This window comes from Anoxybacillus sp. FSL W8-1294 (assembly GCF_037965005.1).
Classification (GTDB): domain Bacteria; phylum Bacillota; class Bacilli; order Bacillales; family Anoxybacillaceae; genus Anoxybacillus; species Anoxybacillus flavithermus_G.
The window spans coordinates 2,133,493-2,153,484 of sequence record NZ_CP150179.1; the positions used below are offsets into that span (position 1 = coordinate 2,133,493).

At 43.6% G+C, this 19,992-nt stretch carries 33 protein-coding genes; 11 read left to right on the plus strand and 22 right to left on the minus strand.

All coding sequences use genetic code 11. From position 1 onward, the window contains the following. The first annotated feature begins 96 nt into the window (after positions 1 to 96). From NSQ23_RS11350 to NSQ23_RS11365, 4 genes are all read left to right on the plus strand, one after another. Positions 97 to 387 (plus strand): alpha/beta hydrolase-fold protein, encoded by a 291-nt coding sequence (locus NSQ23_RS11350; protein ID WP_339170793.1) that lies wholly within the window; start codon positions 97 to 99, stop codon positions 385 to 387. Between the two features lie 59 nt (positions 388 to 446). Beyond that, entirely contained in the window at positions 447 to 959 is a 513-nt protein-coding gene (locus NSQ23_RS11355) for a YjcG family protein (RefSeq protein ID WP_339170794.1), read from the plus strand. Between the two features lie 4 nt (positions 960 to 963). Continuing rightward, complete coding sequence (locus tag NSQ23_RS11360; protein ID WP_339170796.1) at positions 964 to 1,395, plus strand: GNAT family N-acetyltransferase; 432 nt, start codon at positions 964 to 966, stop codon at positions 1,393 to 1,395. 66 nt (positions 1,396 to 1,461) lie between these two features. Next, the gene (locus NSQ23_RS11365) at positions 1,462 to 2,139 is read left to right on the plus strand and encodes a DUF421 domain-containing protein (RefSeq protein WP_339170798.1); all 678 of its coding nucleotides are present in this window, start codon (positions 1,462 to 1,464) and stop codon (positions 2,137 to 2,139) included. Here the strand turns inward: NSQ23_RS11365 and NSQ23_RS11370 are convergent. Further along, complete coding sequence (locus NSQ23_RS11370) at positions 2,136 to 2,273, minus strand: hypothetical protein (RefSeq protein WP_167316073.1); 138 nt, start codon at positions 2,271 to 2,273, stop codon at positions 2,136 to 2,138. The genes NSQ23_RS11365 and NSQ23_RS11370 overlap by 4 nt on opposite strands. Before the next feature lie 109 nt (positions 2,274 to 2,382). Between NSQ23_RS11370 and NSQ23_RS11375 the strand changes: the two genes are divergently transcribed. Further along, on the plus strand, positions 2,383 to 4,503 hold the full coding sequence (locus NSQ23_RS11375) for an ATP-dependent helicase (RefSeq protein WP_339170801.1): 2,121 nt from the start codon (positions 2,383 to 2,385) through the stop codon (positions 4,501 to 4,503). A gap of 17 nt (positions 4,504 to 4,520) precedes the next feature. On the opposite strand, the gene NSQ23_RS11380 is transcribed toward NSQ23_RS11375, so the two are convergent. From NSQ23_RS11380 to NSQ23_RS11390, 3 genes are all read right to left on the minus strand, one after another. Continuing rightward, positions 4,521 to 4,775 carry a stage VI sporulation protein F gene (locus tag NSQ23_RS11380; protein WP_192948339.1) on the minus strand — a complete coding sequence of 85 codons (255 nt, stop codon included), beginning with the start codon at positions 4,773 to 4,775 and terminating at the stop codon, positions 4,521 to 4,523. Between the two features lie 90 nt (positions 4,776 to 4,865). Then, positions 4,866 to 4,994: a YjcZ family sporulation protein gene (locus NSQ23_RS11385; RefSeq protein WP_192950917.1), complete on the minus strand. Its 129-nt coding sequence runs from the start codon at positions 4,992 to 4,994 to the stop codon at positions 4,866 to 4,868. A gap of 68 nt (positions 4,995 to 5,062) precedes the next feature. Next, positions 5,063 to 5,305, minus strand: a complete 243-nt coding sequence (locus NSQ23_RS11390) for a hypothetical protein (RefSeq protein ID WP_339170804.1) — start codon at positions 5,303 to 5,305, stop codon at positions 5,063 to 5,065. An 84-nt stretch (positions 5,306 to 5,389) separates the two neighbouring features. Between NSQ23_RS11390 and NSQ23_RS11395 the strand changes: the two genes are divergently transcribed. After that, positions 5,390 to 5,710: a thioredoxin family protein gene (locus NSQ23_RS11395; protein WP_192949583.1), complete on the plus strand. Its 321-nt coding sequence runs from the start codon at positions 5,390 to 5,392 to the stop codon at positions 5,708 to 5,710. A 20-nt stretch (positions 5,711 to 5,730) separates the two neighbouring features. Here the strand turns inward: NSQ23_RS11395 and NSQ23_RS11400 are convergent, their stop codons facing one another. From NSQ23_RS11400 to NSQ23_RS11460, 13 genes are all read right to left on the minus strand, one after another. Next, positions 5,731 to 6,036: a hypothetical protein gene (locus NSQ23_RS11400; protein ID WP_088223444.1), complete on the minus strand. Its 306-nt coding sequence runs from the start codon at positions 6,034 to 6,036 to the stop codon at positions 5,731 to 5,733. Positions 6,037 to 6,193: 157 nt separating this feature from the next. After that, positions 6,194 to 6,487 carry a hypothetical protein gene (locus NSQ23_RS11405; protein WP_019418192.1) on the minus strand — a complete coding sequence of 98 codons (294 nt, stop codon included), beginning with the start codon at positions 6,485 to 6,487 and terminating at the stop codon, positions 6,194 to 6,196. Between the two features lie 5 nt (positions 6,488 to 6,492). Beyond that, entirely contained in the window at positions 6,493 to 6,720 is a 228-nt protein-coding gene (locus NSQ23_RS11410; protein WP_019418193.1) for a helix-turn-helix transcriptional regulator, read from the minus strand. Positions 6,721 to 7,016: 296 nt separating this feature from the next. Then, positions 7,017 to 7,874 (minus strand): DUF421 domain-containing protein, encoded by an 858-nt coding sequence (locus tag NSQ23_RS11415; RefSeq protein WP_339170807.1) that lies wholly within the window; start codon positions 7,872 to 7,874, stop codon positions 7,017 to 7,019. Positions 7,875 to 7,876: 2 nt separating this feature from the next. Further along, positions 7,877 to 8,083, minus strand: coding sequence for a DUF1657 domain-containing protein (locus NSQ23_RS11420; RefSeq protein WP_088223447.1), 207 nt, complete (start codon positions 8,081 to 8,083; stop codon positions 7,877 to 7,879). 6 nt (positions 8,084 to 8,089) lie between these two features. Continuing rightward, complete coding sequence (gene spoVAE, locus NSQ23_RS11425) at positions 8,090 to 8,446, minus strand: stage V sporulation protein AE (RefSeq protein WP_339170809.1); 357 nt, start codon at positions 8,444 to 8,446, stop codon at positions 8,090 to 8,092. Next, entirely contained in the window at positions 8,443 to 9,459 is a 1,017-nt protein-coding gene (gene spoVAD / locus NSQ23_RS11430) for a stage V sporulation protein AD (RefSeq protein ID WP_339170810.1), read from the minus strand. The genes spoVAE and spoVAD overlap by 4 nt, the downstream gene beginning before the upstream one ends. Further along, positions 9,456 to 9,938 (minus strand): stage V sporulation protein AC, encoded by a 483-nt coding sequence (spoVAC, locus tag NSQ23_RS11435; RefSeq protein WP_004891735.1) that lies wholly within the window; start codon positions 9,936 to 9,938, stop codon positions 9,456 to 9,458. Before spoVAC ends, spoVAD begins: the two co-directional genes overlap by 4 nt. A 9-nt stretch (positions 9,939 to 9,947) precedes the next feature. Beyond that, the gene (locus NSQ23_RS11440; RefSeq protein ID WP_339170812.1) at positions 9,948 to 10,403 is read right to left on the minus strand and encodes a YhcN/YlaJ family sporulation lipoprotein; all 456 of its coding nucleotides are present in this window, start codon (positions 10,401 to 10,403) and stop codon (positions 9,948 to 9,950) included. Positions 10,404 to 10,556: 153 nt separating this feature from the next. Continuing rightward, positions 10,557 to 10,760, minus strand: a complete 204-nt coding sequence (locus tag NSQ23_RS11445) for a DUF1657 domain-containing protein (RefSeq protein WP_003395336.1) — start codon at positions 10,758 to 10,760, stop codon at positions 10,557 to 10,559. A gap of 84 nt (positions 10,761 to 10,844) precedes the next feature. Then, the gene (locus NSQ23_RS11450) at positions 10,845 to 11,036 is read right to left on the minus strand and encodes a hypothetical protein (RefSeq protein WP_004891742.1); all 192 of its coding nucleotides are present in this window, start codon (positions 11,034 to 11,036) and stop codon (positions 10,845 to 10,847) included. A gap of 18 nt (positions 11,037 to 11,054) precedes the next feature. After that, positions 11,055 to 11,177 (minus strand): hypothetical protein, encoded by a 123-nt coding sequence (locus NSQ23_RS11455; RefSeq protein ID WP_004891743.1) that lies wholly within the window; start codon positions 11,175 to 11,177, stop codon positions 11,055 to 11,057. A gap of 71 nt (positions 11,178 to 11,248) precedes the next feature. Further along, positions 11,249 to 11,515, minus strand: coding sequence for a hypothetical protein (locus tag NSQ23_RS11460; RefSeq protein ID WP_004891747.1), 267 nt, complete (start codon positions 11,513 to 11,515; stop codon positions 11,249 to 11,251). Positions 11,516 to 11,670: 155 nt separating this feature from the next. On the opposite strand from NSQ23_RS11460, the gene NSQ23_RS11465 reads away from it, so the two are divergent. Further along, the gene (locus tag NSQ23_RS11465; protein WP_128356805.1) at positions 11,671 to 12,390 is read left to right on the plus strand and encodes a hypothetical protein; all 720 of its coding nucleotides are present in this window, start codon (positions 11,671 to 11,673) and stop codon (positions 12,388 to 12,390) included. Between the two features lie 34 nt (positions 12,391 to 12,424). Here the strand turns inward: NSQ23_RS11465 and NSQ23_RS11470 are convergent, their stop codons facing one another. Further along, entirely contained in the window at positions 12,425 to 12,685 is a 261-nt protein-coding gene (locus NSQ23_RS11470) for a hypothetical protein (RefSeq protein ID WP_339170813.1), read from the minus strand. Positions 12,686 to 12,885: 200 nt separating this feature from the next. On the opposite strand from NSQ23_RS11470, the gene NSQ23_RS11475 reads away from it, so the two are divergent. After that, a complete protein-coding gene (locus tag NSQ23_RS11475; RefSeq protein WP_339170814.1) occupies positions 12,886 to 13,560 on the plus strand; it encodes a hypothetical protein in 675 nt (224 codons plus the stop codon). A gap of 20 nt (positions 13,561 to 13,580) precedes the next feature. Here the strand turns inward: NSQ23_RS11475 and NSQ23_RS11480 are convergent, their stop codons facing one another. After that, on the minus strand, positions 13,581 to 13,913 hold the full coding sequence (locus NSQ23_RS11480) for a DUF1360 domain-containing protein (RefSeq protein WP_339170815.1): 333 nt from the start codon (positions 13,911 to 13,913) through the stop codon (positions 13,581 to 13,583). 108 nt (positions 13,914 to 14,021) lie between these two features. On the opposite strand from NSQ23_RS11480, the gene NSQ23_RS11485 reads away from it, so the two are divergent. Continuing rightward, positions 14,022 to 14,186 carry a hypothetical protein gene (locus NSQ23_RS11485; RefSeq protein WP_339170817.1) on the plus strand — a complete coding sequence of 55 codons (165 nt, stop codon included), beginning with the start codon at positions 14,022 to 14,024 and terminating at the stop codon, positions 14,184 to 14,186. On the opposite strand, the gene NSQ23_RS11490 is transcribed toward NSQ23_RS11485, so the two are convergent. Continuing rightward, the gene (locus NSQ23_RS11490) at positions 14,170 to 14,526 is read right to left on the minus strand and encodes a CotO family spore coat protein (protein ID WP_339170818.1); all 357 of its coding nucleotides are present in this window, start codon (positions 14,524 to 14,526) and stop codon (positions 14,170 to 14,172) included. The genes NSQ23_RS11485 and NSQ23_RS11490 overlap by 17 nt on opposite strands. Before the next feature lie 164 nt (positions 14,527 to 14,690). Between NSQ23_RS11490 and NSQ23_RS11495 the strand changes: the two genes are divergently transcribed. Next, positions 14,691 to 16,130 carry a DDE-type integrase/transposase/recombinase gene (locus NSQ23_RS11495; RefSeq protein WP_339170820.1) on the plus strand — a complete coding sequence of 480 codons (1,440 nt, stop codon included), beginning with the start codon at positions 14,691 to 14,693 and terminating at the stop codon, positions 16,128 to 16,130. 312 nt (positions 16,131 to 16,442) lie between these two features. Here the strand turns inward: NSQ23_RS11495 and fabI are convergent, their stop codons facing one another. Together fabI and mgtE are read right to left on the minus strand one after the other, a co-directional pair. Next, positions 16,443 to 17,219, minus strand: coding sequence for an enoyl-ACP reductase FabI (fabI, locus tag NSQ23_RS11500; RefSeq protein ID WP_339170822.1), 777 nt, complete (start codon positions 17,217 to 17,219; stop codon positions 16,443 to 16,445). A 90-nt stretch (positions 17,220 to 17,309) separates the two neighbouring features. After that, entirely contained in the window at positions 17,310 to 18,632 is a 1,323-nt protein-coding gene (gene mgtE / locus NSQ23_RS11505) for a magnesium transporter (protein ID WP_192951461.1), read from the minus strand. A 111-nt stretch (positions 18,633 to 18,743) separates the two neighbouring features. Between mgtE and NSQ23_RS11510 the strand changes: the two genes are divergently transcribed. Then, a complete protein-coding gene (locus tag NSQ23_RS11510; protein ID WP_339170824.1) occupies positions 18,744 to 19,907 on the plus strand; it encodes an FtsW/RodA/SpoVE family cell cycle protein in 1,164 nt (387 codons plus the stop codon). Positions 19,908 to 19,992 lie beyond the last annotated feature (85 nt).

The window sequence follows — 19,992 nt, forward strand, 5'->3', positions numbered from 1 at the left end:
ATCCTCCTCTCGTTCTATCATTATATCACGCAACGACAAAAAATGCAGAAATGTGATACGATAAAAAAGAACAACGTCGTAAAAGGATGGGAGAACATGCAAGAGTTAAAACTTCACAGCCAACATTTAAACGAAGAACTGGCGCTACCTGTGTACTGTTCAAAACCTGTTACACCGCTTTTTTATCATTCCATCGGCATAAAAGAGACCGAAGTGAAAACTACAGATGGCGCTGTCCGTAATTTCATTGAACCAAATCGTGCGCTTGCTCACGTTCTTCAAGCAAAACAAGCTCGCTATCATTACCACGAGTTTGACGGCGATCATTCATGGACATACTGGCAACCGGATTTACCGATCGGATTAAAAAAAGTTATTGAAATGTAACAGTATTTTCCGAAAATTTGTTATAATATATAAATATAATGATGAAAGGAGGAAATCGCATGAAATGTGGCATCGCGATTTTTCCATCAAAAAAAATTCAAGATTTTGCAAATTCGTATCGTAAACGGTACGACTCTCACTACGCCTTAATCCCACCGCATATCACGTTAAAGTATGCGTTTGAGGTGGAAGAGGACAAGCTCAATGAGCTCGTTCAACAACTTCGCAACGTCGCGCGCGAAACAGAGCCATTCACGTTGCGCGTCACGAAATTTAGTTCGTTTTATCCAGTCAACAATGTCATTTATTTAAAAGTGGAAAAAACAGAGCCGCTCATCAAACTACATGAAAAATTACATCGTCCACCGTTTATCGAACAAACGGACTATGCGTTCGTACCGCACATTACGATCGCACGCGATTTGTCAAACGACGAATATTCCGACGTATTCGGACGCTTTAACATGCAGTCCGTCCATTTTGAAGAACAAGTCGACCGCTTCCATCTGTTATATCAGCTTGACAACGGATCTTGGTCGACATACGAAACATTTCATCTCGGAAAGGAATAATCATATGTACGTCAAATACGGACAAGAGGAAACGCTTTGGCGCGACGCCCTGATCGTTCGCCGCGCCGTTTTTATTGACGAACAAGGGGTATCGGAAGAGGAAGAAATTGACGCATTTGAACAAACGTCCATTCATTTCGTACTATACGACGATGACAAACCGATTGCGGCAGGACGCTTCCGAACGATTGACGACATCGGTAAAATTGAACGCATTTGCGTCCTCCCTGCTTATCGCGGACGCGGCATCGGCAAGCGCATCATGAAAGCAATCGAACAATACGCAAAACAACATGTCACAAAGGTAAAACTAAACGCTCAAACACATGCTGAACCGTTTTACAAACAACTCGGCTATGAAACCGTATCAGGCGTCTTCCTTGACGCTGGCATTCCACATGTGACAATGGTCAAAGCAATCAACATGCGATCATAACGGTCGCATGTTTTCTTTTTCCCTTGGCATACTAACAAAAGAAGCGACAGAAGAAAGGATATTGTTATGAACGAATTTGGACAAATTGCGGTCGAACTCATTGTCGGTTATATCGCCTTGTTTATTATGGCGAAAATACTCGGACGGACACAAATTACGCAAATTACACCATTTGACTTCATTTCCGCCCTCGTTCTCGGAGAGCTTGTCGGAAACGGGCTATACGATGCAAATGTCGGACTTGCGCAAGTATTGTTCGCAATCGCTCTTTGGGGACTTTTAATTTACGCAACTGAAATGATTACGCAAAAGAAAAAAGAGCTGAGGGAACTGCTAGAAGGAAAACCGGTGATCGTCATTTCAAAAGGAAAAATTTTATATGACGCATTGAAAAAAACGAAGCTTGATTTAAACCAACTGCAACATTTACTTCGCTCTCGCAACGTCTTTTCCATTCGCGAAGTCGAATACGCCATTTTAGAAACAGACGGAACGGTGAGCGTCATGAAAAAAGCGCCGTACGAACAACCGACGCGAAAAGATCACAACATATCTGCACCTGAAGCGGTATTGCCTGTGACGGTCATTATCGATGGGGAAGTCATTTGGGACAATTTACGTGAAAACGGCTGGGACGAACAATGGCTGAAAAAACATATACGCCATGCGGGGTTTGAAAGCTATAGCGACATTTTATACGCCGAATGGCAAGACGACAAAGGCATGCACGTACAATCATACTAACGCTTTTTTAAAGAACGATCTTGAGGTCGTTTTTTCTTTTGGGACGTTTCTTGTTTTTTCTCGTTTGTTGCTCGTTGTATGTTTGTGACGCGCGGAACGGTTAACGGATGTGAACGAATCGGTGGGATGTGCATACAAATCGCCTCCTTTGTTTATATATTCGCCATCTAACGAAAAACTCCTTTTCTCTTATTGTATGTTTTGTTAACATAGACGTTGACGTTAGACGAAGGAGTTTGACTGATGAATAAGGCGCAATATAACGGCAAATTGTTTGACATTCATACGTTACCAAGGGAAAAATACGAGCTCGTGTATGAACAAAGTTTACGCAACAAATGGACGTGCCCGATGTGCGGTGGAGTCGTTCGCTTTCATTTAGCGATTGAACATGCCCCGCACTTTTATCATGTTTCGAATCCGTGCATAAAAGAAGAACGACAACGAGGAAACGCGGTTGCTATTCGACCGCACCAACCGTTTCAAGCGAAAGAAAAAAAACAGACGATCGTATGCGGAGTGTCGCTCGATGCGGATCAATATGAAGCTGTCCGCCACGTCGAAGGACCGCTTCTCGTCCTCGCCGGTGCAGGAAGCGGCAAAACGCGCACGTTAACGACGCGCGCCGCAGCGATGATGACTGAACATCATATAAAAGCGACAAACATGATGATCGTCACCTTTACGACAAAAGCAGCAAAAGAGCTAGTCGACAGACTGCAGTCGTACAACCTTGACAACATACCGACCGTCGGCACATTTCATAGCTTGTTTTATCGCATGTTGCAACATGCCGATCCGTTTCGCTGGCGGCATGAGCGGCTCATTCGCGATTGGCAAAAAGAGCGAATGATAAAAGAAATCGGGCGCGAACTCGGCATCGATGAGCGCGATTTTCCGTACGATGAAGCGATGCAACGTATTTCATATTGGAAAAATACGCTGACGCCCCTTCACACCATCACCATTGAAAACGAATGGGACGAGCGCGTTGTGCAATTGTACAAACAATATGAAGCGAAAAAACAACAGCTCGAATTGTTTGATTTTGATGATATGTTATACGCGTGCTATGACATGTTACGGACGGACGAAAAACGATTGCGACAATATCACGAACGGTTTCATTACTTTTTAATCGACGAATTTCAAGACATTAACAGCGTGCAATACGAAACGATGAAACTGCTTGCGTCACATACGCACCATATATGCGCCGTCGGCGATGATGACCAAGCGATTTATGCGTTTCGCGGCTCTGATTCATCGTTTATTCATCAATTCCAACAAGATTTTCCACATACAAAAATCGTAAAGTTGACGGAAAACTATCGTTCGCCACATCCGATCGTATCGCTTGCCAACAGCATTATTTCTAAAAGTCGCAAGCGCATTCCGAAACAAATGAACGCTCAAACCGACAGCATGCATTGTCCGACGCTGTTTTTTCCGTACGATGAAGAAGAAGAAGCGACGATGATCGTATGCGACATACAAGAGCGAATGAAACAAGGTGCGAAACCGAGCGATATCGCCATTTTATGCCGAACGAACGCCGCGTCGCGCGCCGTCTTTGAACGGCTTTCACAACTGCACATCCCCGTCACGACAGACGGCGATTCGTTTTACAATCGTCGCATCGTGCGCTATTTGTTAAGCTTTTTTCAACTTGCGCTCGATCCAAATGACGAACAAGCAATGACCGACGTCGCCACCGTTTTGTTTTTAAAACAAACGATTATGAACGACTTAAAGGCGAACGCCATTTTACAAGACTGTTCGCTCGTTGAAGCGCTTGCTAAACTTGACGGCATTCCGCCGTTTCAAAAACAAAAATTACGCACAATCGTTCCGCTATTTGCGAAAGTGAAAGAGATGAAGCCGTTTGAGGCGATCGATTTCATTGAAAAAGAAATGGGGTTTGGCGAATTTTTAAAAAAGCGCGGCAACGAAGGAAATACGATAGAAAAAGGATCCGATGACGTACGCGATGTAAAAGTTGTCGCGCGCAAATTTAAAACGATTCCCGCGTTTCTTGCCCACGTCGCGCGCACCAAAGCGTACGCCAACACGACATGCGACGATGGCGTTCAACTCATGACGATTCATCGCTCAAAAGGGCTAGAATTTCCAATCGTATATATCATCGGGGCGGTGGACGGACTATTACCTCACGATTATGCGCTTGAGGCGTACCGAAACGGCGATGTCGACCCACTTGAAGAGGAACGCCGCCTTCTTTACGTCGCCGTCACGCGCGCGAAACAACGTCTTTTTATTTCCGTTCCGTCCATGCGCCGTTTAAAAAAAGCAAACGCCTCGCGCTTGCTTTCTTCTCAAACAAAAGCGAAAAGCCTCGTCTAATACTTTTCGCTTTTTCGTTACTTTTTATTTAACATGTTCGCGATCGTATTGAAGTCCATTTGTTTTCCGTTGTTGATAATCGATTGAACAATTTTATCTTCTAATTCTTTCGGCACGTTGCGATTAGCGATTTGCGCGACGCGTTTGACGATGTCGCGCACCGTTTTTTCGTCTTTAAAGTTTGCGTTTTGCAATGAATTGGCGAGCGCAAAAATGTCTTGCATATTGACGCCCGTTTTCTTTTCGATATTTTTAAAAAAATGTTGATCCATCTTTCTCCCGCCTCCTTCACTTTTCTTTTTCAGCATATGAAAAAGCAAAAAAAAACGTTCCAAAGGCGTGACCCTTTGGAACGTCTCTTTTTAGTGAACGAACGCTGCACCAACGATAATCAATAAGATGAACAACACGACGATTAACACAAATGTTGAACCGTGTCCGCCGCCGTAGCCGTAGCCACCGTAACCATATCCGCAATATCCGAAGCCCATGAGACTCCACCTCCTTGAACGTTGTCGCTTACATCATATGCATACAAATGAATTTGGTATGGGCGCTCCTATAAAAATTTCCCTCCTTGCCGAAACATCCGCGCGAACTGCTTTTCTTTTTTCGCAAAAAACGCTTCGGCATCGCTCATATTTGCTTCAAATTGTTGCAATAGCTTACCGTTTATGTTTTCAAGTTTGCTTAGCGTTGCTTCGACTTCTTTCTCCCATGTGTCAAACGCCTTCATGAACGCATCGTGCTTTTGATGTTTTGCGCGCGCATACGATTGCAGTTCTTTTTCCAATCGGTTCATCGCCTCCCCCCTTGCTTTTTCATACGTAACAAACGTAAAAATGTGCTAAAATAAAAGACGAAATCAAAAGAAAGGACGTGTCATATGGAACGGCTACAAGACGCACAACAATTTGAACAAGCAATCGCATCGGCTACACCTGTTGTCGTGAAATTTTTTACAACATGGTGCCCAGATTGCGTGCGCATGGATCAATTTATCGGCGAAGTGATCGCTGCTTATCCACAATTTAAGTGGTATGACATCAATCGCGATGACGTGCCAGACATCGCCGAAACGTACAACGTTATGGGCATTCCGAGCTTACTTGTATTCCAAAACGGCGAAAAAATCGCCCACTTGCATAGCGCCAATGCAAAAACACGCGAACAAGTCGAGGAGTTTCTGCAAACAATTAAAGGCTGACAAATGATGTCAGCCCTTCTTTATCGAATCTCCACTTTTCCTGTATATTTTATTCTTTCTAATACAGCAAACAACCGTGAATAACAGTCTTGAATCGTTTTTTCATTTTTGATGTTGTTGTATAGCCCAAAACCAACATACGTATCTTTGTAAAATCCAACAAGATAATCGCCCGATTTCATATCATGCGCATGCTCATAGCTGAGATTGCCATCCACAAACGCTAAATATACTTTTTGGGAATCAACAAAAACAAACGGAACAGAAGATTGTAAATAAATATCGGCATACGGTTTTTCAGCTGCCTCTTTCAAATGTTCCTTCATTTTTTGATAAAATTTTTTGGTTCATTATCACAACATGTACTTGACAAATGATGCTCTCTCCTGAACAAGAATGTGAAAACATCATTCATTTGCTTATTCTTTCGTATAAATGTCAGTACAACATGTTATAAAAAATGGTGTACAACTTTTATTTTTACTAAGCTGTTTTACTAAGATATATCCAATAAACAAGTCCAACAAAAATGTTCAATGACATTAAAGTAGTGATGCTAACTCTAAGCAAAGTATAATCTATAGTTTTCCACCCTGTCACAATTATAATTAAAGATAGTCCGATCAGCAGGAAAGTAAACAGAAAACTAAACAATTTATAAACCATATATTGTGTTCTTTCATCGTTACCTTCTCGCTTAATCAAAAAAATTAAAACTAAAAAAGCAGCCAGTGCTAATACTGCTAAAATATTAGTAAAATGAACGAAAGTACCCATTATTATCAAACCTCCTCATTTTTTTTAAACTGGAATACATCATTAATGTCCACTCCAAAAGCATTTGCAATTTCAAACGCTAATACTAACGAGGGTGTGTAGTTTCCCTTTTCAATTGAAATAATCGTTTGTCTACTAACCCCTACTTTTTCAGCTAAATCTTTTTGTGTCATTTTCCGTTCGGCTCTTAAAACGTTGATTCGATTGGATAAAGAGCCGTTGTTCTTTGTCATTTATCACACCTCCATTATGCAAAGATTTCTATATACACATAGTAAAGTATTTTTTACAAAATGTAAAGTTTATTTTACATAAAAACGTTACGTTTTCCACCTAGAACTCGTATACTATCCGAAAATAACTTGGCAAAATGAAATGTTCGCATGTGTCAACGTTAAATCGCTTAACCACTACATGCGACAATGACCCATCGTCCACTTTGCTTTCTATATGTAAGCTGAACCATTTCCCCTTAGAAAAACAAAAATACCGCCCCTATGCCTATTCGCATAAGAGCGGTGTTTATCTTTCACATAAGAAACGGCTTCAATTTTTGAATAAGCTGCTGCATTTGTTTTGCTTGTTGTTCATACATTTGTTTCGCTTCTGCATCGTTCGTTTGTAAAGAGAACAGCTCGAAATCGGCTTCTGCTTTTTTCATCGAGGCAAGCAATAGTTGTTTTTGTTGCGGTGCTGGTACTTGAATGCGGTCGTCATATAAATCGACGGTCAGCTGGCCGTACGAATCGACTTGCGCTAAAAAGACGTTTTCGATAGCGACGCCCATTTGATCGAGTTGCTGCTTTAACCAGCCGCGGCTTAAACGGGCGGTCGCAAGCGGTTCGTCTAAAATTTTGCCGTCCATAATGACCGTTTGGGGTTCTTTTTCTTCTGGCGCATACGGTTTGATGTCTCCGAGCGTCAACGGCTGTTTGTCGCGTTTTAATAAAATACTTAAATCACCGTTCGCTTCAAGCGTCGCAAATTCCACATCGGCGACGCGGAACACATCTTTTTTCCGCAGCTGTTCAAGCAATTCGTCCGCCGTATATTTCTCTTTTTTCAAATTATCTTCTAAGATTTTTCCGTTTTTAATAAATACGGTTGACTTTCCTTCGACAAAATCACGAAATTTTTTGCTTCGTAACGAAATTTGCGAGATGGCGACGGGGAAAAGCGCCCAAATTAAAATGCTCGTAACCCCTTCCGTTAATCGAATATCTAAATCCATTGACATCGTACCAGCAATATCCCCGATCGTAATGCCGACGATATATTCGAAAAACGACAGCTTTGACAACTGTTTTTTTCCTAACAATTTCGTAACGATGAACAGTCCGATTAAAATGCAAATGGAGCGAATCGCAACTTCTAACCATGCTGGCATATTTACATCCCCTTGTATTGCGGCTCCTCGCGTTCAAGCGTCGATATTCGACCTTTCAGCGCCGCAATCATTTGTTCCGTTTTAAGCATCGCTTCATGAAACGCCCGTTGTGCTTCCTCGTTTGTCGAAGTGAGCGCCAACTGTTGCAGCGTCGCATGAATGGCCTTCATGTTCGCTAAACTTTGCTTTACTTGTGAACCAATGGTCATCTTCCTCTATCCTTTCGGTTTAAATAATAATGCTCCGATAAAGCCGAATACAATGGCTGCCGAAATGCCGGCGCTCGTCACTTCAAACATGCCGGTTAACACCCCGACGATGCCATGCTTTTCCGCTTCTTGCATCGCTCCGTGCACGAGCGAGTTACCGAAACTTGTAATTGGAATAGTCGCACCCGCTCCAGCAAAATCAATAAGCGGCTCGTATAAGCCGAAGCCGTCTAAAATCGCTCCGACGACAACGAGCGTGCTTAACGTATGGGCTGGGGTAAGCTTGAATACATCAAACATCAACTGCCCGATAACACAAATGAGCCCGCCGACGACAAACGCCCAAAAAAACATTGCCATCATCCATGATCGCCTCCATATTCAATCGCCACCGCATGTGCGATGCACGGGATCGTCTCCCCTTGTTGAAACGTGAGCGGCGACAAAAGTGCGCCCGTCGCGACGACGAGCATGCGCCGAATTTCCCCGCGCTTCATACGATTCAACAAATGACCGTACACGACCGTCGCAGAACATCCCGCCCCGCTTCCACCTGACAACACCGGCTGCCCTTCGCGATAAATGATTAACCCGCAATCTTGATATCGCTCCTCCTCTAGCTCCATTCCGTTTTTCCGCAATAAATCGAGCGAGACGGTGCGGCCAATTTTTCCTAAATCACCTGTGACAATTAAGTCATAATACGACGCATCGACTTGCATATCGCGCAAATGCGCCTCAATTGTATCAACAGCCGCTGGCGCCATCGCTCCCCCCATATTAAACGGATCGGTCAATCCCATATCGACGACGCGCCCGATCGTTGCGGACGTAATGCGCGGACCGTCTCCTTCGCCCCCGACGAGCGCCACGCCTGCCCCGGTCACCGTCCATTGTGCCGTCGGCGGCTTTTGTCCCCCGTATTCCGTCGGATAGCGAAACTGCTTTTCGACCGCTGTATTATGGCTTGCCGCTCCTGTTAATATGTACTTTGCGCCGCCGTAATTAACGATAAACGCGCTTAGTGCGAGCGCCTCCATCGACGTTGAACAAGCGCCAAATACACCGAGATACGGGGTGCTGAGCGTGCGCGCCGCAAAGCTTGAAGGGGTCATTTGATTAATTAAATCGCCACAAATAATAAACTGCACTTGTTCCTTTTCGATGCGCGCCTTTTTCATCGCTTGAAAAAACGCTTCTTCAAACAACACTTTATGCGCCTTTTCATACGAATCTTCCCCGAGCCAAAGGTCTTCATGAAGCAAATCAAAATCATCGGCAATCTTTCCGTTCGCTTCAAACGGGCCGCCAACCGTTGCGGTGGAGACGATGACCGGACGGTTTTCAAACACCCACGTACGATGCCCTTTCATCATCCGAGCCCACCCCATCTCACCGCAATCGTTTTAATGAGCGCAACGACAAAGGCAGAAAACGTGCCAAATAAAATGACAGAGCCCGCTAATTTAAACATATTTCCACCGACACCGAGCACAAACCCTTCCGTCCGATGCTCAATCGCAGGCGAAATGACGGCATTTCCAAATCCGGTGACAGGCACCGCACTTCCTGCCCCGGCAAATTGCGCCAATCGGTCATATACGCCAAACCCCGTTAATAACATCGCGATAAACACCATCGTCGCCACCGTCGGATTGCCGACCGTTTTTTCCGTAAAATCGAAAAAGTACATGTAAAAATAAGAAATGGCTTGTCCGATGACGCAAATGAGCCCGCCGACAAAAAAGGCGCGCACGCAATTTTTCAACACCGGACGCTTCGTTTCGCGCGCTTGTTCAAACTGATGATATTGTTGTTGTACAGGCGTTAAATTTTTTCGCTTTTCGTTTGCCATCATCTCACCTCACGTTTGTTCTTCACTTAATTTTTGGATGATCGTTACTTCTTTTTCGATCTCTTTTTCACTCATGTTTTTCGTTTCCATTTTTTCTTTTAACGCTTTCGTTTCCCAAAAAATTTTTAAATCGTGCGAGGCGATCACTTTTTCATCGAACGTATCGTTTAACATATTCCGTACATCTTTTTCAATAGCTTTCATACGAAATCGTTGCATATGCTTCACTTGATACGCAACAAGCAGTCGTCCGTTCGCTTCGACCGCCACCGCATCTTTCACATCGCGTCGTGCTTTTAACATCTGTACGGCTTTTTCGGCATGTTGTTGGTCGCTTCGTTTCGCGCTTCCGTCATGGCTTACGTTCGTGATGTTTTCGTTTTGCAGAGACTGTTTTTGTTCTTTTGGCTCATGTGCACAACCTATGATGGAAAAAAAGAGGATCATTACGAGCAATTGTCTCATCGCATTCACCTTTCTATTCATGTAATGAGAGGGCGCCCACGATTGGACACCCGACTCACTTACTTCATGTAACGAGAGGGCGCCCACGATTGGACACCCGACTCACTTACTTCATGTGACGAGAGGGCGCCCACGATTGGACACCCGACTTACTTACTGTTTATATTGTGGCTCTTCCTGTTCAATTTCTTGCAGGCGCGGGGACAACAAATCAACGATCGCTTGCGTCTGTTGTGCCGCTTGTTGATACAATTGTTTCGCCTTTTCATTTTCCGTTTGCAGAGCGAACGTTTCAAAACTTGCTTGCGCCGATTTTAATCCAGCTAACGTTTGTTTCACAGAACTTGCAACAGTCATATTGAAAAACCTCCTTTTTCTTTTTCATCCCGTAGTGTGCACACATCTCGTAAAGTTATACAAAAAAATAGCCCCTAAAAGGAGCTAACATTTATCGCGAAATCCGTTTCCGAGCGACGGGTTATTGATGATTCCAGCCATGACTAAAATACTTAAAAAGGCGTTCCATAATTGCTCATATTTTCCTAAATCAATATCGACTCCAAACGTTTGCAAGAAAAGCGGTATAAAAGCGCCAATTGCGAGCCATAGCCCGTAATTTTTAAAACGCTCCATCTTCTTCTCACCCCGTGCTTATTGTTTTTTTATTTTTTTTCCACATCCGCAGCCACCCGTTTTTTTGACAGGTGCTGGGGAAGACGTATATACTTTTGCCGACTGTGTTCCGTGAAGCGCCATCGTCTTTTTCTTTTCCATTTTGTAACCCTCCACACATGTAAGATACAATAACATATGAAAAAGACGGAGCGAATGACTATGCGTTTTCCCTATTTCTTTTTTTCCGCAAACGAAAACGGGGTCGCCATCGGTAATTGTCCGCCATGCTTTAACGTTTGTTGTCGCTTGATATTGTGCATAAACCATGAATCTGTTCCTTGGGCAAATAACTGTTTGGTCATTTGTTCGAGCTGCTTTTTCAACTCCTCATTTTCTTTTTTTAACCGTTTCATTTCTTGATAACGCTGTTCACTTAACGCTGCTAATTCTTTTAACAACACATTTTCCGCTCGCAACACGTCTAACTCGTTTTGCATATGCCGCCTCCTCTCTACTACATAACAATTCAACATTGCGCTCATTTATGACAAAAAAATTCCGCACATATCCCTGCACACTTACCTACCTTTCTCATACTATACAGTAGTCCCGATACATGCGACGGGAAAAACTGAAATAGGAGGAACGAGGCATGACGCATCATAAAGAATGTAAAGAAAAAGTGTGTATTAAAACACGCAAAGTGTATGACTGGGTTACTCGTCAAGTCGATGTGCCGTTGCGTAGTTTTTCAAATGGGGATTTGGAAGCGATCTTTCCAGAATGCAAATGTCCACGTGGAGGGCAATCGGTTTGTGACTTCTTCGCATCAAACGGTTTAAGTGCTGGCGATTTCTCGATTCGCTGCTTCTTAACAGACGATGAAGGAAACCGCATCGATCAAACAGTAGATAACAATGCTCTTATTTGCCAAGAAATTTTGCAACCAGACGGACGCCAACCTGTTCACGTCACTCTTCCATCAGGCGATACAGTCACATTACAAAAAGTAAAAGTGCTCGTAAAAGGCCACGTTGTTGTGCAAGTCGTAAACGCAAACGGCTACGTTGTTTGTGAATCAAATCCAATTCCATTCGCGACAGCGCAAACATTTATTTTATGCGCCCCAGAAGGAACGACGCTTGATTGCCACATTTCATTTTTCGAATGTGACGCTAGCTTAATTTGCACCGACAACTTCTCACAGCTCGATGTATCGATTACATTATGTTTAGAAGTGCAAATGGAAGCCGAGGTAAAACTTGAAGTCGAAGCACGCTACTGCCAGCCGCGCGAAGAAATTTTAGAAGCGACGCTTTGCCCAACAGACAAATTCCCACCGCAATGCCCTGAAGTATTCCCAGCACATTAATGAGTAAAGCAGGCTCACATACAGCCTGCTTCTTTTATATGTTTAACATGTAGCTGATTACCGTATATGTGCAAGCAATCCAAAAGGAATAAGAACGATAGCACGTATTTTTCACTTCTTCTGAATACCTATTCCACATATACCCACTTCCATGTATATAAAAAAGAAAACTTGTGGCAATCACACCGACAAGAAACGTCCATTCCATATATGGCACGCCTGTTTTTTCACTTGCCGCATATGGAACAAAAAATAAAAATACGATTGTAGTCAAAATAGAAAGCGATGTTCCCATTCAATCACACCTTTACTTTGGTATATATGACATATGATAAAATAAAATGAATATTGAAACAACAAAAAGAGAGGATGGCATAAAATGACGAAAAAAATATTGGTCGTATTTTTCATTTGTTCGATGTTTATCATTCAACCAAGTCATATGACTCCAAATGGTTGGCAAGGATGCCCAGAATGCTTATAGGGGGGGAGGCGATGAACGACCAACATATTCAACTTCAACAAAAAGTGCTTCATTATCGCTCGGAAGTGGCCAAATATAAACAACTTTTGCAGCTTGCTGAAACCGAACTAAAACGTGAGCAGCTGCGCAATCATTATTTGCAAAAACAGCTTGAACAAATGGATGAATATGAACAAACGATCGAAAAGCTCGAACAACAGCTTCTGTTTTACGAAGTGGCGCTTGAAGAAGAAAAAAAGCGAAAAAAAGAAATGAAACAAGATATCGTACGTGCGCATGCGTATTTCACGTATACGGTCATGATTTCAGAGGAGAAAGAAGAGCCAACGACGGTCATCGGCGATTTCGTTGTCGAAAATATTGGTAATACACCACTTAACGATCCGATCATTTGCGTTCGTCTCCGCCCTGCCGATCACGCTCAATTCAGCGGAAAATTTTCTTTTCGACATACGCAAGAAGAAGAAGGATGGACGTTTGCGATCGACAATTGGCGCCAAAAAATAAAAGAAGGAGAATATTGGTTAAAGCCAATCGATGAAACGACGCTTTTACCAAATGAACAACTGCGCTTTTCCTCTTTCGAATTGCGCATATTCCATACGATCGTTGTAGAAGCGTTCGTTTATTTCCGCCAGCTCAAACAAGGAATCCCCTCCTTCAATCATATCGTTATCAATAAATAAGCAGGCATTTGCCCGCTTTTTTATTTGCTCCATTGTTGGACAACGACTTCGATAAGCGCAGCACCTCCTGCAATCGCTAATATCCACACAAACGGCATGACAATGTACGTGGCGAACATCACGCCAACGTACAACGCCGCTGCGCACCATACCCCTGTACACCAATGACAGCTTAACAGTTCTCCGATCCATTTCCGTATTCCTGTTCCTTTTATGACGATATACGTTTCTCCATCTTGTTCAACTTCATCATGAAATGGCGCGCGCAAAAACGACGTAATGCGGTCATATACAATGAGGTGCGTCAAGCGAAACGAAGCAATACATAAAAGAAAAAAGTGAAACGCATCCATCTTTCTCGCCTCCTCGCTCTACTGTATGTGACATACGATGAAAAAATGTCGGCAAACCGCCCATTCCCCTTTTCCTTTCCGTACTAGACGAAGAAAGGAGTGGAACGAATGTATCGCATTTTTTTCAGCAAAGACTTTTTAGCAAAAAAAAAAACAAATAAAGAAAAAGCGCTCGCACTTGCTCGCGAAGGACGAAAACGGGCAGAAACGACGTTTTCATTCGCAAACACAGCCGAGCAGCTTAAGCGTGTATATATTACGATTTGCCAATAAGCGATACGGATACGATATGTTCTAGCGGGATCGTGATCGTTTTTTCTTCATCGCTTAGCGTAAAAACGACTTTTTTCTTATCGCACGTTTGAATAACCCCTTCATACGTCTTGTTTTTCGTTTTCAACTCACACGTCACTGGCCGAAGCTCGTTTGGCAGCGTCGCTAAAAACTCAATGCGCTCGATCGTATCCATGTCGCGAAAGTTCGCAAACGATGGCGGTGGATACGACGTCTTTTCTTTTTTTGTCCGAAACGTCTGTTGCATATAGCACGTTTTCGTCCCTAAATTCGGCTGAACGATATACAACAACGGTGCATTTTCCACATGCTTTTTCATTTCCATACCCCTCCTTTTTACGAGGTATTGTCAAAAGTTTTAAATACATACCCTAAGTTTTTATTGATTTTATGCGGTTCTCGACAAAAAAAGCTTGCCACCCCTGCTGTTTTTGGTACGATTGAGGTAACCACACACCCAACCAAAACAAAGGAGTGACAAGCTTGTTACCTCAATTATTAATCAAATGTCTTCAAATAATCAAGACCCAATATCAAATCATTATTTATTTGTTAGGTGCACTTCTTGGAAAATCCCTCACTGACTGGGATGACGAAGAACCGGTGAATCAACCGTATCAGAAACTCCAAGTCGATGAGCTTCCTGTCATCGAAACGCTTCCGCGTTTGGATTATCGTCAGCTTCTTGTCGAATACGAACAACAACACGGAAAACCATTGAAACCAATTAAGAGGCACGCAAACACGAAAACCACGGTGCCTGATGCATTGACGTGTCCACAGTGCGAAGCGCCGTCTGCGTATGTGTACGCCAATAACGGGGGCAAGGGGCAGTATCAATGTAAAGTATGTCGCTGCCGTTTCAACCATCGTAGTCGTTTTGCCAAATCAGTGGTCTTTCGATGTCCGCATTGTTTAAAGACCCTTGAAAAAATTAAAGAGCGTAAAGATTATCATATTCACAAATGTAAGAATGATGATTGTTCGTTTTACCAAACAAACTTGCGGCGGATGACACCTCAGGAAAAAGAACAATTTCAACACGCGCCGCATGCCTTTAAAGTTCGATACATTTTCCGTGAGTTTCTCTTTGATTTTCAGCCGTTGGCACCGTCGTCGCCGATACAAACCAAGGTGGATTTGTCGCGTCTTTCCGTGTCTTCGCATACACTCGGACTCATCTTGACGTATCACGTCAACTATGGACTCTCCGCGCGGAAAACAGCGAGAATCATGAAAGACATCCATGGGTTGTCGATTTCCCACCAGACTGTCATCAACTACGCCAATAGCGTCGCGCTGATCGTCAAGCCTTTTGTTGATCATTTTCCGTATGAGCTGTCGGGTTCTTTTTGTGGCGACGAGACGTATATTCGCGTCAAAGGACGCTGGCATTACCTGTTTTTTATGTTTGATGCCGTGAAAAAGGTGGTTCTGTCTTATCGGGTTTCCCCAAATCGGGATACATTGGCTGCCATCCGTGCGATCGACGATGTCCTCAACAAGCTGCCGTCGATTCCTGAAGATTTGTCCCTTGTCGTCGATGGCAATCCCATCTACTTGTTAGCACAGCACTTTTTCGCCCAACACGGGATTTCTTTCGATGTTCGCCAAGTCATTGGGCTGACAAACGAGGATCCCGTGTCCGAGGAATATCGACCACTCAAACAGATCATTGAACGATTCCATCGGACGTTTAAAGGCAACTATCGACCGACTCACGGCTTTGGAGCCGAAGAAGGCTCTATTTCTTTCGTTACGCTCTTTGTGGCGTACTTCAACTTCTTACGGCCACATAGCGCGTTAGAAAAACGAGTGCCGGTCGTCATCCCAGCATTAGAGAGCCTTCCGCATATGCCGGCACGTTGGGCAAAGCTCATTGTCATGGCTCAAGAGATGTTGACCCAACAAGCAGCATCCTAAGGACGGATTCGGCGGAGCGTACCCTTGACCATCCGAACCTCGCCAAAGGTAAAATCAGGATAGGGCAAGGGCTGCTTTCCTATGCCCTTCTTTTCTGCCCTTGCCCTTACTAACCGTTTTTCTCCTTTGGCGAGTGTTGGTCAAGGGCGAATCCGATTCCACTATCCTCTTTATTTTCCTTCAAAAGGTAGCCTGTGATGACTTTTCATAGATTTTTTGACGCTACCTTTTACGACTACTATATGCGCAAAAAGAAAGGGGCATGCCATAATACATAAAAAGCTGTTTGGTCGATGCCAAACAGCTTTCAAATTAGCGCGCTAAAATGTGGTAGCCAGAGTCAACGTGGATAATTTCGCCTGTGACGCCGCGCGATAAGTCGCTAAATAAAAATAGAGCAGTATCGCCTACTTCTTCTTGTGTCGTTGTACGGCGCAGCGGTGCGCGTTCTTCAATTTCTTTTAAAATCGAGTTAAAATCGCCGACGCCTTTCGCAGATAACGTGCGAATCGGACCTGCGGAAATGGCGTTGACGCGAATGCCGTATTTGCCTAAGTCGTTTGCTAAATATTTGACGCTCGTTTCCAATGACGCTTTCGCTACGCCCATAACGTTATAGTTTTGTACGACGCGCTCGCCTCCTAAATACGTTAATGTGACGATGCTTCCGCCTTCCGTCATTAGCTCTTTCGCCGCTTTCGCCACAGCTGTTAATGAATATGCGCTAATGTTGTGCGCCAGCAAAAATCCTTCGCGATCGACGTTCATATATTCGCCTTCTAAATGCTCTTTATTCGCAAACGCGATACAATGCGCAAGACCGTGAATGACGCCTACTTGTTCTTTGATTTGCGCAAAGCATGCTTCAATTTCTTCATCTTTCGTCACATCGCAAGGTAACACAAGCGCTGTGTCATCTTCTAACGTCGCCACTAATTTTTTCACTTCATTTTCAAAACGCTCACCTGCATATGTAAAAATTAATCGCGCCCCTGCCGCATGAAGCGCACGCGCAATGCCCCAAGCGATGCTTCGTTTATTTGCCACACCCATAATGACGTATGTCTTTCCTTGCAATGATAATTGCATATTCGTTCATCCCCTTAAATTATGATTTGTTATTAGAACCTAGTATTAATATGATTATAACAAAAAATTCCCTACTTTGAAATAGGGAATTTATAATAAATAGTCCATAAACATCGTCGCTAAACCGAAATAAATAAGAATGCTAATTAAATCGTTAATCGTCGTAATAAACGGACCAGATGCAACAGCCGGGTCGATGCGCAATTTATGCATAAAGAGCGGAATGAGCGCCCCTGCAACTGTCGCGACCGTCAACGTCGCAAATAACGCTAATCCGACGAGCACACCTAAGAAAAACTGTTGCTTCCATACATACACGACAATCGTAATGATGACGCCACACGACAACCCAATAATCAGCCCTGTCAACGCCTCACGCGCGATCATACTCCACTTTCCTTCTTTTTCGAAATCCCCCATCGCTAAACGACGCACCGCGACCGCCAACGACTGCGTCCCTGTATTTCCAGACATGCCCGCAATAAGCGGAATAAACACCGCTAAAATCGCGACTTTTTGCAACGTGTCTTCAAAACGGCTAATTAAATTCGCCGTCATCATGCCTAAAAACAGTAAAATAATGAGCCACGGCAACCGCTTTTTCGCCGCTTCGAACGGAGTGTATTGAATATCGACATCCGGAACCCCCGCGAGTTTCGAATAGTCGTCTGTCGCTTCTTCCGAAATGACGTCGACAATGTCATCGACGGTAATAATCCCAAGCAAATGATTGTTCATATCGACGACAGGAAGCGCTAAAAAATCGTAGTTTTGCATTTTGCGCGCCACTTCTTCTTGATCTTCATCAACAAATACAGAAACGACCCGATCGTTCATGACATCACAAATCATCGCATCATCATCCGATGTCAACAGCTCGCGTAGCGACAATACCCCAACGAGCTGCCGTTGTTCATTGACGACATACAAATAATAAATCGTTTCCGCATTCGCTGCTTCTCTTTTTAAAATTTGCATCGCCGAACGCACCGTTTGATTGGCGTGAATGGCGATATATTCCGTTGTCATAATGCTTCCGGCCGTATATTCTTTATAATGAAGCAACCCTTGAATATCTTTCGCCGCTTCATCGTCCATAATCGTTAAATAATTCGCCACTTCTTTTTTATCTAGTTCATTTAATACGTCCGCCGCATTGTCGGCATACATGTGCGCGAGCATTTGCGCCACAAATAACGGATCCATTTCCGACAAATAAATTTTATATTCATCTTCTTCAATGTCGAGATGGTCAAAAATTTCCGCCATTTCCGCTGGCGATAAATATTCATACATGCGTTTTCTTACTTCCGGGCTTTGTTCAACGTAAAACTTCGCCCGATCATACGGATGCAATTTTAAAAACTGTTTTCGAAACGCTTCGATTTTTCCATCATATAACGCCTGCAACATAATACCCCTCCTCTCGACAAAAATCGCTTTTCTTATTATGCGCGAATCTTTGCCAACTTGCAAGCAACGATGTAAAATGAGAATGCACGATGAAACACAGGGGGAACAAAAATGGAAAACGAAAAAACCGTTCAATCGAAAATAGATTATCATTTATTGTTCATTTTATTTTTAATTGCGATCGTCAGCGCCATCGCCATCGAAAGCGCGCGCGAGACACTCCCCGCTAAACTGCAACATATTAACTTTGCGCAAAAGCAGCTCATGTGGTATGGCGTCGGAGTCGTCGTCATTGCGGTGACGATGCTTGTCGATTACGATCGACTGTTTAAAATCGCTTGGTATTTGTACGGCTTCGGGATGATTCTTTTACTTGGATTAGAATTAAACGTCCCGGGTACATTAACGATTAAAGGAGCAACGAGCTGGTACAGCCTGCCGGGCGGAAACTTTCAGCCGTCTGAGCTAATGAAAATTTTTATGATTATCGTCATTAGCCGCATGATCGTCAACCATCGTGAAAAATACCATGACCCGACGTTGCAAGACGATTTGAAACTGCTCGGAAAAATCGGGCTTTCGCTACTGCCGCCGCTTTTTTTACTTGCCCGTCAGCCTGATATGGGGATGTCAATGGTATTTATGGCGATCACCGGCTCGCTCATTCTCGTTTCCGGCATTCGTTTGCGCATTATCGCCGCTATCGTCGGTGTTGCTGTACTTGGCGCAACAGCGTTTATCGTGGCGTTTTTATATTTCCCAGACGTATTAAAAATTCAACAATATCAATTAAACCGTTTTTACGGCTGGTTGAATCCGTACGAATATTCAAGCGATCAAGGGTTTCAGCTTATTAAATCGCTACTGGCGATCGGATCTGGGGAATTATATGGAAAAGGATATAAAAACTTAGACGTCTATTTACCAGAGTCGCATACTGACTTTATTTTTAGCATTATCGGAGAACAATTCGGCTTTATTGGGGCAAGCATCGTCGTGTCGCTCTTTTTCTTGCTCATTTACCGCATGATTCAAATTGCGCTAGAATGCCACGACCCATTCGGCAGTTATTTATGCGCCGGCGTCATCGGCATGATTACGTTCCAAGTATTCCAAAATGTCGGCATGACGATCGGGTTACTACCGATTACCGGTCTTCCGCTTCCATTCGTCAGCTACGGAGGAAGCTCGCTTGCCACATACATGCTTGCGATCGGGCTCGTCTTAAACGTCCGCTCCCGCACACAAAAATTTATGTTTTCTGCAGAACAATAGGAGAGGTTTAGACTTTGTCACCTCCCCTATTGTTTTTCACATCTCGTCTCCTCTCACATATAAGACGACGTACTACCATAATTAC